This is a genomic window from Eubacterium coprostanoligenes (assembly GCF_900167205.1).
Lineage (GTDB): Bacteria > Bacillota > Clostridia > Oscillospirales > Acutalibacteraceae > Eubacterium_R > Eubacterium_R coprostanoligenes.
The window spans coordinates 112,760-124,946 of sequence record NZ_FUWW01000005.1 but is presented as its reverse complement, the minus strand read 5'-3'; the positions used below and the strand labels follow the sequence as shown (position 1 = coordinate 124,946).

11 protein-coding genes and 2 tRNA genes are annotated in these 12,187 nt (G+C 38.2%); 8 read left to right on the top strand and 5 right to left on the bottom strand.

Annotated features, from left to right (window positions below; all coding sequences use genetic code 11):
• Nucleotides 1-302 precede the first annotated feature (302 nt).
• From argC to argF, 5 genes are read left to right on the top strand one after another with little or no spacing between them, the layout of a single operon-like run.
• Nucleotides 303-1,244 (top strand): N-acetyl-gamma-glutamyl-phosphate reductase, encoded by a 942-nt coding sequence (gene argC, locus B5D29_RS03445; protein ID WP_078768182.1) that lies wholly within the window; start codon nt 303-305, stop codon nt 1,242-1,244.
• Between the two features lie 8 nt (nt 1,245-1,252).
• Nucleotides 1,253-2,500, top strand: coding sequence for a bifunctional glutamate N-acetyltransferase/amino-acid acetyltransferase ArgJ (argJ, locus tag B5D29_RS03440; protein WP_078768181.1), 1,248 nt, complete (start codon nt 1,253-1,255; stop codon nt 2,498-2,500).
• Nucleotides 2,501-2,521: 21 nt separating this feature from the next.
• On the top strand, nt 2,522-3,385 hold the full coding sequence (argB, locus tag B5D29_RS03435; RefSeq protein WP_078768180.1) for an acetylglutamate kinase: 864 nt from the start codon (nt 2,522-2,524) through the stop codon (nt 3,383-3,385).
• A gap of 5 nt (nt 3,386-3,390) precedes the next feature.
• Entirely contained in the window at nt 3,391-4,554 is a 1,164-nt protein-coding gene (locus B5D29_RS03430) for an aspartate aminotransferase family protein (RefSeq protein WP_078768179.1), read from the top strand.
• The gene (gene argF / locus B5D29_RS03425) at nt 4,551-5,456 is read left to right on the top strand and encodes an ornithine carbamoyltransferase (RefSeq protein WP_078768178.1); all 906 of its coding nucleotides are present in this window, start codon (nt 4,551-4,553) and stop codon (nt 5,454-5,456) included. Before B5D29_RS03430 ends, argF begins: the two co-directional genes overlap by 4 nt.
• 51 nt (nt 5,457-5,507) lie before the next feature.
• Here the strand turns inward: argF and B5D29_RS03420 are convergent, their stop codons facing one another.
• Entirely contained in the window at nt 5,508-7,358 is a 1,851-nt protein-coding gene (locus B5D29_RS03420) for a BMP family ABC transporter substrate-binding protein (RefSeq protein WP_078768177.1), read from the bottom strand.
• Between the two features lie 149 nt (nt 7,359-7,507).
• Here B5D29_RS03420 and B5D29_RS03415 point away from each other — a divergent pair, with 149 nt between their 5' ends.
• The 3 genes from B5D29_RS03415 to B5D29_RS03405 are packed head-to-tail and all read left to right on the top strand — an operon-like array spanning nt 7,508 to nt 10,528.
• A complete protein-coding gene (locus B5D29_RS03415; protein ID WP_078768176.1) occupies nt 7,508-8,311 on the top strand; it encodes a purine-nucleoside phosphorylase in 804 nt (267 codons plus the stop codon).
• Nucleotides 8,311-9,288, top strand: coding sequence for an S-methyl-5-thioribose-1-phosphate isomerase (mtnA, locus tag B5D29_RS03410; protein WP_078768175.1), 978 nt, complete (start codon nt 8,311-8,313; stop codon nt 9,286-9,288). The genes B5D29_RS03415 and mtnA overlap by 1 nt, the downstream gene beginning before the upstream one ends.
• A complete protein-coding gene (locus B5D29_RS03405) occupies nt 9,281-10,528 on the top strand; it encodes an amidohydrolase (RefSeq protein ID WP_242941735.1) in 1,248 nt (415 codons plus the stop codon). The genes mtnA and B5D29_RS03405 overlap by 8 nt, the downstream gene beginning before the upstream one ends.
• 93 nt (nt 10,529-10,621) lie before the next feature.
• On the opposite strand, the gene B5D29_RS03400 is transcribed toward B5D29_RS03405, so the two are convergent.
• The 4 genes from B5D29_RS03400 to pyrB form a co-directional block, all read right to left on the bottom strand.
• Nucleotides 10,622-10,697, bottom strand: a tRNA-Thr gene (locus tag B5D29_RS03400).
• 5 nt (nt 10,698-10,702) lie between these two features.
• Nucleotides 10,703-10,779 (bottom strand) — tRNA-Asp (locus B5D29_RS03395).
• 69 nt (nt 10,780-10,848) lie between these two features.
• Complete coding sequence (locus B5D29_RS03390) at nt 10,849-11,268, bottom strand: aspartate carbamoyltransferase regulatory subunit (protein WP_341465255.1); 420 nt, start codon at nt 11,266-11,268, stop codon at nt 10,849-10,851.
• Entirely contained in the window at nt 11,249-12,178 is a 930-nt protein-coding gene (gene pyrB, locus B5D29_RS03385) for an aspartate carbamoyltransferase (protein ID WP_078768172.1), read from the bottom strand. Before pyrB ends, B5D29_RS03390 begins: the two co-directional genes overlap by 20 nt.
• Between the last annotated feature and the right edge of the window lie 9 nt (nt 12,179-12,187).

The window sequence follows — 12,187 nt, the reverse complement described above, 5'->3', positions numbered from 1 at the left end:
AAAAATGCTGTAAGTATCGAACTTACAGCATTTTTGGCGTTTTTCGTTTTTTGCGAACAAGCGGTACCATCGTACAGCAAAGTTCGCAAGAAAACGAAATTCAGAATCTTTCTCAACAGCCTATAGCGTGTCGAAAATAATTTTTCGACACGCTCAAGCAACATTAAGTTGCTTTTTTATTTGCCATTTTGTATTTTTATACTTATTTTATGAATATTTATTAAAAATTTATACGTTTTCTATTGACATTGAAAAATGATAGAGTATAATTATATTAGCTTAAAACAAAGGGACGGTGGGATATGAAAAAAATATTTATTGACGGAAGTCAAGGTACAACAGGGTTAAAAATATACAAAAGATTTGAAAACAGAAATGACATTGAACTTTTGCATATTGATGAAGAAAAAAGAAAAGACCCAAAAGAAAGAGCAAAAATGATTAACGCTTCAGACATTACATTTTTGTGTTTGCCCGATACAGCGAGCATTGAAGCAGTCAGTTTGGTTGAAAACGCCGATGTTGTAATCATCGACACTTCTACGGCACACAGAACAAATCCAAATTGGGCATACGGATTTCCTGAACTTGATAAATCTTTCAGAAATAAAATTAAAACATCAAAAAGAATTGCGGTACCGGGTTGCTATGCAAGCGGTTTCAACAGCATAGTTTATCCGCTTATCTCTGAAGGAATAATTAAATATGATTACCCTGTCACCTGCTATGCAATGAGTGGATACACAGGAGCCGGAAAAAGCGGAATTGCGCAATATGAATCAAACGACAGAGATATTGAACTCGATTCACCTCGTCAGTATGCACTTAATCAAGAGCACAAACACCTAAAGGAAATGCAGGCAATAAGCGGACTTAAAGACAAACCGTTTTTTGCTCCGCACATTTGTCCTTATCCTCAAGGTATGATTGTCAGCATTCCGCTTTTTACGGATTTGATGACAAAAAAGTATACACCTCAAGAATTCTGCGAGATATTCAAAAAGCACTATGACGGTGAACAATTTGTCAAAGTCAGAGATTTTGGTTACACATCAGGAATGCTTGGTGCAAATAACTTTGCGAACCGTGATGATATGGAAATCGAAATCAACGGCAACAACGACAAAATTTTAATAACATCTCGTTTTGATAATTTAGGTAAAGGGGCAAGCGGTGCGGCAATTCAATGTCTCAATATCGTACTCGGAATTGACGAAACGACAGGACTGAATATAGGAGAATAAAAGATATAATGAATTTTAAAGTATTTGACGGCGGAATTTGTGCATCAAAGGGATTTAAGGCAAGCGGTATTTATTGCGGAATTAAGCGACCTGCCAACGACACCCCTGAAACAAAGCACAAAAACGACATTTGCATTTTTGTTTCCGACACCGTGTGCAACACTGCGGCTGTTTACACACAAAACAAGGTTAAGGGTGCACCGATTCTTGTAACAAAGAAAAACCTTGAAAAAAGCGGAAATAAGTCTATTGCAGTAATAGCGAATTCAAAAAATGCAAACACCTGCAATGCTGACGGAATAGAAAAAGCCGAAGCAATGTGTGAGCTTCTTGCTAAAGAATTGAATATTCCAAAAGAGCAAGTTATCGTTGCATCAACAGGTGTTATAGGTCAAATTTTGCCAATTGAACCAATTAAGACAGGTATACCCAAATTAGTCAAAGAACTTGACTACAACAAAAACATCGAAGCTGCCACAGCCATTATGACAACAGATACCGTCAAAAAAGAATATGCGGTAGAATTTGAAATTGACGGAGTAAAATGTCATCTTGGCGGAATGGCAAAAGGTTCGGGAATGATTCATCCGAATATGGCGACAACGCTGAACTTCATCACAACAGACTGTGCTATTTCATCAAATCTTCTGCAAGAAGCGTTGTCAGAAATTGTTAAGATTACTTACAATTGCCTTTCAATAGACGGTGACACCTCAACTAACGATATGGTCAGCCTAATGGCAAACGGAATGGCTGACAATAAAGAAATCACTTCGCACGGAGCTGATTTTGACACATTCAAGTCTGCACTATACGAAGTTATGGCAAACCTCACAAGAATGCTTGCAAAGGACGGTGAGGGCGCTACAAAGCTCATTGAATGTATCACCTCCGGTGCAAAGGACAAAGACACAGCAATTACGGTTGCAAAAAGTGTTGTTTGCTCTTCCCTATTTAAAGCGGCAATATTTGGCGAAGATGCAAACTGGGGCAGAATTCTCTGTGCAGTCGGCTATGCACAAGCCGATTTTGACATCAACAAGGTAGATGTTGATTTAAAAAGCAAGAACGGTATTATATCTGTTTGCAAAAACGGAACCGGAATTGAGTTCAGCGAGGAAAAGGCATCAGAAATCTTGTCGGCGGATGAGATTTCTGTGCTTATTAATCTCAATGACAGAAATGAAAGTGCAACTGCTTGGGGTTGTGATTTGACATACGATTATGTAAAAATCAACGGCGACTACCGTACTTGATATTCAACAGGAGGACAGGTTATGAACACAGAAATAGATAACGAAAGCAAAGCACATATAATTGCGGAAGCTTTGCCACATATTCAAAAATACAGAAAAAAGACCATCGTTGTAAAATACGGCGGAAACGCAATGATAAACAACGAACTTAAAGAAGCCGTTATGCACGATCTTGTGTTGCTGACAACAGTCGGAATCAAGGTTGTTTTGGTGCACGGTGGCGGACCTGAAATAAACAAAACTCTTTCCAAAATCGGAGTTGAAAGCAAATTCGTTGACGGTTTGAGAGTAACCGACCAAGAAACAATAGATGTTGTTCAAATGGTGCTTGCAGGCAAAGTTAACAAGGATTTAGTTTGTCAAATCGGCAACCTCGGAGGTCACGCAATCGGTCTTTCGGGTATGGACGGAAATATGATAAAGTGCAAGCCTCTTGATGACAAACACGGTTTTGTCGGTGAAATAACCAAAACAAATATGGATGTTATCAAAGAAGTTTTGGAAAACAATTTTATTCCTGTTATTTCAACAATCGGCTATGACGAACAAGGCAATTGCTACAACATAAACGCCGACACTGTTGCTGCGCAAATTGCCGGTGACTTAAAGGCAGAAGCGCTTATTTCTATGACTGACATTGTGGGACTTCTTCGTGACATTAACGATGAAAGCACAATAATTCAAAAGGTATTTATTTCTGATATTCCTGCACTTATTGCCGACGGAATAATCAAAGGCGGAATGATTCCGAAAATTGATTCTATGACACAAGCAATACGAAACGGATGCACAAAAGCATTTATTATAGACGGCAGAGTTCCCCACTCTATTCTAATGGAATTATTGACCGATGAAGGTATGGGAACTATGTTTAAAGGCAGGTAAGGAATATGAACACAAAAGGACTTGATAATAAATACATAGCACATTCATACAGTCGATTTGATGTTTGCATTGTCAGTGGCAAAGGATCAACATTATTTGATGAAAGCGGTAAAAAGTACATAGATTTCGGCTCGGGCATCGGCGTTACGGCTTTTGGAGCTTGTGATGACGAATGGACAAAAGCTGTCACCGAACAACTCTCAAAAATTCAGCACACAAGTAATCTGTACTACACAGAACCATGTGCCGAACTTGCGGAACTTCTATGTGAAAAAACAAATATGTGCAATGTGTTTTTTGGCAACTCCGGAGCAGAAGCAAACGAAGGTGCAATAAAATTTGCAAGAAAATACAGTTTTGACAAATACGGCGAAGGTCGTTCAACAATAATAACTCTTATTGATTCGTTCCACGGAAGAACAATCACAACTCTTTCTGCAACAGGTCAAGAGTGCTTCCACACTACATTTGCACCTTTCACACCGGGATTTAAATATTGCCCTGCGAATGATATTGAATACTTAAATAAAATGATCACAGACGATGTTTGTGCGATTATGTTTGAATGTATCCAAGGTGAAGGCGGAGTTAATAATTTATCCAACGAATTTGTTAAAGAAATTGAAAAAATAGCAAACGAAAAAGATATTCTAATGATTGTTGACGAAGTTCAAACAGGTAACGGAAGAACAGGAAAATACTTTGCATATCAAAATTTTGATATTACTCCGGACATTGTAACCACTGCAAAAGGACTTGGCGGAGGCTTGCCTATCGGAGCTGTTTTATTTGGCGAAAAGCTGAAAAACACCGTCACACCGGGAAGTCACGGTTCAACTTTCGGCGGAAATCCTATTGCTTCAGCCGGAGCTATAAGTATCGTTAAACGAATTGACGATGATTTTTTACTTGCAGTCAGTGAAAAAAGCAAATACATAAAAAACGAAATTGCAAAGTGGAAAAATGTAGAAAATATTTCGGGTATGGGACTTATGCTTGGAATACTCACAAACAAGGATGCCGGAGAAATCGCAAAAGAATGCTTGGAAAAAGGTCTTCTTGTTTTAACTGCTCATAAAAATAAAGTAAGACTTCTTCCTGCGTTAAATATTTCATTTACAGAATTAAACGAAGGCTTAGACATACTAAAGGAGGTAATCGAAAAATGAAACATTTACTTAAATTACAAGACTTAAACAAAGAGGAAATTATAGATATTCTCAATTTGGCTGATCAGCTTAAATACGAAAATCACAACGGGATTGAACACCATCTTCTTAAAGGTAAAACTCTCGGAATGATTTTTCAAAAAAGTTCAACACGAACAAGAGTCAGCTTTGAAACAGGAATGTATCAACTCGGCGGACAGGCATTATTCCTTTCTAACCGTGATTTACAAATTGGCAGAGGCGAGCCTGTACAAGACACAGCAAGGGTTTTATCACGCTATCTTGACGGAATTATGATCAGAACCTTTGAGCAAAAAGAGGTTGAAGCACTTGCAGAATACGGCTCAATTCCTATCATCAACGGACTTACAGACTACTGCCATCCTTGTCAGGTACTTGCTGACCTTATGACAATTAGAGAATACAAAAAAAGTTTTGAGGGTTTAAAGTTCTGCTTTATCGGTGACGGAAACAATATGGCAAACAGCTTGATAGTTGGTGCTATCACAATGGGAATGGAATGTGCCATTGCCTGCCCTGAAGACTATAAGCCTGATCCGGAGCTTATAAAATGGGCGTCAGAAAACGGCAAATTTACCTGTTCTCCAAACATTTATGAATGTGCAAAAGATGCGGACATTCTATACACCGATGTTTGGGCATCAATGGGTCAGGAAGAAGAAAAAGCAGAAAGAGAAAAAGTTTTCAAAAACTATCAAATCAACGACAAGGTTGTTGCATTTGCAAAAAGTGATGTAATCGTTCTCCACTGCTTACCGGCTCACAGAGAAGAAGAAATCACAGCAAAAGTTTTTGAAGCACATGCAAACGAAATCTTTGATGAATCAGAAAACAGATTGCACGCTCAAAAAGCTGTTTTGGTAAAGCTGTTACAAGACTAACAAAAAACATCGTAGGCAAAATCGCTTACGATGTTTTTCTTATTATATAAGTTATTTTATCCAATAATTAAGAGTCATACATTTTGAATTAACAATATTTCTGACATCATCATTCGGAAGATTAGGCTTTATTTTACCATTAGCAAGGTCATTATACACCTTTGCGTAATTCTTGTTGTAATTCTTATCCTCTACCTCGTTGCCATCCTTATCCTTATATGTTTTTTGTGTACTCATACCAACAACATAAAGACAATCATTAGAGCAATTACCCTCATAATTTGAACCGCCTTTGTATTCCTTAAGAGCGTTTACAACAGCGACTCTGTAATCCGTAACTACGCTTGAAAGACAATTGCCCATTGAGTTTTGGTCGTATCCGTAGCCAAATCCATAAACCTGATGGCTGATTTTCCAAGTTGCGGTAAAGATTGAATCTGCATGCGAATTACCACCGCCAAAAATCACTTGAGTGCCATTGTCGTACATAGTTTCTGCTATTGATGAATATCTGTCTATCATCTCGAAATCTGTGATATAACAATATTCATTTGACATTGCTATACCTGTTGAATTACCTTGATTGTCAACATTCTCCCACTTGTAGAACATATAGCCATCTTTTGGAGGATCTGCCACAACAGAAATATGATCACCGCTTCTGTATGAACCTGAACCCGTTCCGTTTTCAACAGTTACATCAAAAGTTGGAGCGTCGGATTCGACATAAACAGGAGTGATTGAAATCGTTTTATCTTTGACAGTTACATTTGTAGAAGCAGAATTAACATCCTCAATGGCGTCCTTGTCGTCACATTCCCAATGGTCAAAGACCATACCGCTTTGAGCCGGAGGTGCTGTAACCCATGTGGTTGAGTTCTTTTCTACTGTATACTCATCATACATAGATGACAAAGATAGATTCGATTCTTTTGTAACAAGAATCTGAACGGTTTTTGTATCTCTCCACACTGCAGTAATTGTGCAATCACAATCACCGACCAAAAGGTTCATTGATGATTTTTTATCAGAACTGATATTCACCTTTTTATCCTTGACGCCTTCTGTGTCGCTTTTTACTTCCCAATGGTCAAATGCCTTGTCTTTTTCAGGCTTATCGGCAGTTATCGTAACATTTTCGCCGTCAGCATAAACACCGGAACCGATACCGCCTACAACATTAACCTTAAAAGTCTTTTCGGTAGATTCCGAAACTTTTTTGTATATAGGGCGAATAGTGAATGAATAATCATAATTCAAATTTTCGGCATCATAATTTGCATAATCACAAATAACCGGAATACCGTTTTTGTCAGACGCAAAAGAAGCGCCCTGAACAAATCCTGCGCCATACAACGCGGAGTCTTTGTCCGAAACAGAACCGAGATAACCAACCTTATCATTACCCATTACAACAGAAGTATATCCTGCAAGATAACCGGCTTGAAGTTTATCAAAAGAAACTGTCATAACATTTTCGAATGTGTCTGCTGTATCGCTGTTTTCTTCGTGCGGATAAGCATCAACAAGAAGAAAATCAACATCACTGTATTGCGGAGCGAATTTGTCAACCACAACAGCCATTTTCTCACCTTGCATAACAATGTATTTGGCTTGACTGTCAACTGCAAGTTTTATATACTTACCGACTGTATCAGTATCAAGTACACCGTCCTCATCAACACTTGGCTGATAATAACGACAAGTCATATCAGATGATTTGGAAAATTCCTCAACGCCGTTCCAGGCGCTTTGATTATACGCTCCGTCATTGATAGTGCCACCGTCTGTTATGAACACAACATCAAAAATTTTAGTCTGCTGTTTTGAACATCCAACAAGTGCAAAAGTGCCACAAACCATAATTGTAAATGTAAGAATTACCGAAAGTAACTTTTTCATAAAGCCTCATCGCCTCTTAATATAAAAATAATATATACTTATAATATCATATTAAGACCGTTTTTTGCAATAGAATTAATGTAAAAATAATTTGATTTATAAATTATTATGGGATATAATTAAATTGTTATAGTAAACGAGGTGAAAATATGCAGAATAAACAGCTTGAATATATCAAAAGCGTAACTGATTTTGAACCTGAAATTGCAATTGTTTTAGGTTCAGGGCTTGGCGAACTCGCAAACGAAACAACTGCAATTGCCAAAATTGAATACAAAGACATTCCGGATATGCCTGTTTCAACTGCCCCGTCACACAAAGGACAATTTGTTTTTGGAATCCTTGAGGGCAAAAAAGTTGTGCTAATGCAAGGCAGAGTTCATTTATATGAAGGATATTCTTCAAATCAAATAGCCGGCATAATAAGATTACTCAAGGACTTGGGCGTTAAAACATTACTTTTAACAAATGCTACCGGCGGAATAAACAAAGAATTCAATGTTGGAGATTTTATGCTTATAAAAGACCATATCTCTTGTTTTATTGACAGTCCTTTGATTGGTGCAAATGACGAAAACTACGGAACTCGTTTTCCTGACATGAGCAACGCTTACGATAAAGATTTACAAAAGCTAATCAAAAAAGTTGCATTTGAGAACAATATCAATCTAAAAGAAGGCACATATGTTCAGCTGAAAGGACCTCAATTCGAAACACCGAGTGAAATCAAAATGATGTCAATTTTAGGCGCTGATGCAGTGGGAATGAGCACGGCGGTCGAAACAATCGCAGGTGTTCATTGCGGACTGAAAGTCGGTGCAATAAGTATGATTTCAAATATGGCGTGCGGAATTTACGACAAACCACTTTCGGGAGAAGATGTAACGGAAGCGGCAGAGAAAGCAGGTCCGCAATTCAGAAAACTAATAAAAGAAACAGTAAAGGCGTTATAATGAAGAATATAGATTATAAAAATGGGAAGCTGTTTTTTCTTGACCAAACAGTTTTGCCAAACAGAATAGAATACATACATCCACTAACAAAGGAAGATTACTATTATGCCATCAAAACACTTCAAGTTAGAGGCGCTCCGGCAATCGGAATTTTTGCAGGTTATGCAATGGCATTGCTTGACGATGACAAATACGAATTAAAAAAATATCTTGATTCGGCACGCCCTACCGCAGTTAATCTTTCGTGGGCAACATCTCGAATGATTAAGGCATATGAAGACGGCAAAGATCTTGTAAGCGAAGCTATTGCAATTCACAACGAAGACATTGAAATGTGCAAAAAAATCAGTGAATACGGTTTGTCCTTACTCAAAGACGGTGACGGAATTCTTACCCACTGCAATGCAGGCGCTCTTGCAACGAGCGAATACGGAACAGGACTTGGACCTTTACTTTTAGGCAAAGAAAAAGGATATACATTCCACGCATACACAGACGAAACAAGACCGCTTTTGCAAGGTGCAAGACTTACATCATTTGAACTTGAAAAAGCAGGAATTGATGTTACATTAATCTGCGACAATATGGCAAGTCTTGTTATGAAGCAAGGCAAAATTGATGCTGTTTTGGTTGGCACAGACAGAATTGCCGCAAACGGCGATATTGCAAACAAAATCGGCACAAGCGGAGTGGCTATTCTTGCAAAGCACTACAACATCCCGTTTTATGTTCTTGGTCCATATTCAACAATAGATTACAATTGCCCGACCGGTGATGACATTGTTATTGAAGAACGAGAGCCGAGTGAAATCAAAGAAATGTGGTACAGAGAACCTATGGCATTAAAGGAAACAAAATGCTATAACCCTGCATTTGATGTTACAGACCACGAGCTTATAACTGCGATAATTACCGACCGAGGTATTATTCGTGCTCCATTTAAGGAAAATTTGCAAAGGATAAAAGATAATGATTAAATTTACAAACGGTTTAGTATTAGACAAAGATTTTAACATTATTAAAGAAGATGTGTTCGTTGACGGCTACAGCATTGTTGCAATAGGCAGTTGTGAAAAAAATGCTGATACCGTATATGATTTAAACGGAAACCTACTTATGCCGTCATTCAAAAATGCACACTCCCATTCTGCGATGACTTTTGGTCGTTCTTTTGCAGATGATTTACCGCTTCAGCCGTGGCTTTTTGACAAAATATTTCCTCTTGAAGCTAAATTAACCCCTCAAGATATATACGATTTGTCTACCCTTGCATTTTTGGAATATCTCACAAGCGGCACAACAGCCTGCTTTGATATGTATTACTTCCCAGAAATGATGGCAAAGGCAAGCGTTGATTTTGGATTCAGAACTGTTATGACAAGCGGTCTTAACAACTTCAAGGAAAGTCTTGAGGCGGTAGAAAACTATTATAACGAATTCAACAATTATGACAATCTTGTAAGCTACAAGCTTGGCTTTCACGCCGAATACACAACAGATAAAGAGCTTATCAAAGGGCTTGCAAAACTTGCAGAAAAATATCAAGCACCTGTTTTCACTCACGCAAGTGAAACAAAATCAGAGGTTGAGGACTGTATCAATCGAAACGGTATGTCCCCTACCAAATATCTAAACGAGCTTGGGATATTCAACTACGGTGGCGGAGCTTACCACAGCGTTTGGATTGACGATGAAGATATTGAAATCTACAAAGAAAAAGGTATTTGGGCAGTAATAAACGCTTGTTCAAACGCAAAGTTGGCATCAGGTATTGCTCCCGTGTCAAAGTTGCTTAAAAGCGGCATTAAAATCGCAGTAGGCACAGACGGAGCAAGCAGTAACAACGCACTTGATATGTTTAGAGAAATGTACACCATTTGTGCAACTCAAAAGCTCAATGACAAAGACGCTTCGTCAACGGATGCAAACGATATTCTCAAAGCATCTACCGTTGGTTCGGCAAGATGTATGGGACTAAACGATTGTGATGTTATAGATGTTGGCAAAAAGGCTGATTTGATTGTAATTGATATGCACAGACCGAGTATGCAACCTATCAACAACATAACAAAAAATCTTGTTTACAGCGGTGGCAAAGATGTTGTCAAAATGACAATGATAAACGGCAAAATCCTTTATGATGACGGTGAATTCAAAAATATCGACATTGAAAAGGTTTATGCAAATGCACAAGCCGTTATTGACAGAATAAGATAAGAAAAACTACACTTCCTTAAAATTAGGAGGTGTAGTTTTTTTAAATAAAAAAAGCCTTGAAAACAAAAATTTCAAGGTTTTCTAAGGCTTCGGTGGAGCTGATAACCGGATTTGAACCGGTGACCTCATCCTTACCAAGGATGCACTCTACCGACTGAGCTATATCAGCAAAAATGGCGACCCGGAACGGGCTCGAACCGTCGACCTCCAGCGTGACAGGCTGGCGTTCTAACCAACTGAACTACCGGGCCATTTATCCTGCCTATAGATAATAACAGAATAGGCAGGCAATGTCAAGAATTATTTTTACTTTTTTTAAATTAAAGTGCCATAGTTTCACAATAAAGGCAACGATATGTTCCCTTATTGTCAGTAAGTTTGAAAATATGGTCTATATCCTCATTATTTGAAATGCAACGAGGATTTGGACACTTGACAATATTCTTTATTTCCTTTGGAAGAGAAAGAAGTTTTTTGTCAATTCTTTGGCTGTCTTTAATAACATTCACAGTTGCTTCAGGAGCAATAAAAGCAATAATATCCAAATCAAGCTCAACAAGCTCATTAATTTTGATAATATCTTTTACATCATTTTTTTGCGACTTTGCATTTGTGATAATGGCGACCTGACAGTTGAGTTTATCAAGAGAAAGAACATTATAAATTTGCATTCCCTTACCTGCCGGGATATGGTCAATAACATATCCGTTTTCGATTGAATCAATATTCAAGATTGCCACCCCATTTCAATAAAGTCATAATAAGTGCCATACGGATGTATTTTCCGTTGAGTGCTTGTTCAAAATACTTTGCTCTTGGGTCATCGTCGACATCCGTTGAAATTTCGTTAACTCTTGGAAGCGGATGCATAATAGTCAAATCCTTTTTAGCATTGTCAAGCTTTTTCAAATCAAGGATATAAGCGTCCTTGTGTTTCAAGTATTCTTCTTCGGAGAAAAAGCGTTCTCTTTGAATTCTTGTCATATATAGAACATCAAGAGTAGGCATAACATCTTCAAGAGATTCCACCTGAACATATTCGGCACCGCTTGGAATAAGCACATCGGAGATAATATAATCCGGAACTTGCAGTTCTTTAGGTGCAATAAGTACAAACTTTACATTCTTATATCTGCACATAGCTTTAATAAGGGAATGAACGGTTCTGCCGAACTTTAAATCGCCACAAAGACCGATTGTAATATCACCGAGTTTTCCTTTTTCTCTGTAAATAGTTAAAAGGTCGGTAAGCGTTTGAGTCGGATGTGCGTGACCGCCGTCACCTGCGTTGATAATCGGAACAAGAGTTCTTGTTGTTGCAACTCTCGGTGCACCCTCAAGAGGATGACGCATAGCAATAATATCCGCATAATTTGACACCATACGAACAGTATCTTCAACAGTTTCGCCTTTTGAAGCAGAGGTAGAATCCGCAGAAGAAAATCCAAGAACATTTCCGCCAAGCTCGTACATAGCCGCTTCAAACGAAAGACGGGTACGGGTGCTCGGCTCAAAGAACAAAGTTGCAAGTTTTTTGCCGTCGCACACATGAGCGTATTTTTGCTTATTTTCAATGATGTCTGTTGCAAGAGCAATCATATCATCTATTTCTTCAAGTGTTAAATCGGTTGTATCTAATAAATGACGCATTTATTGTAC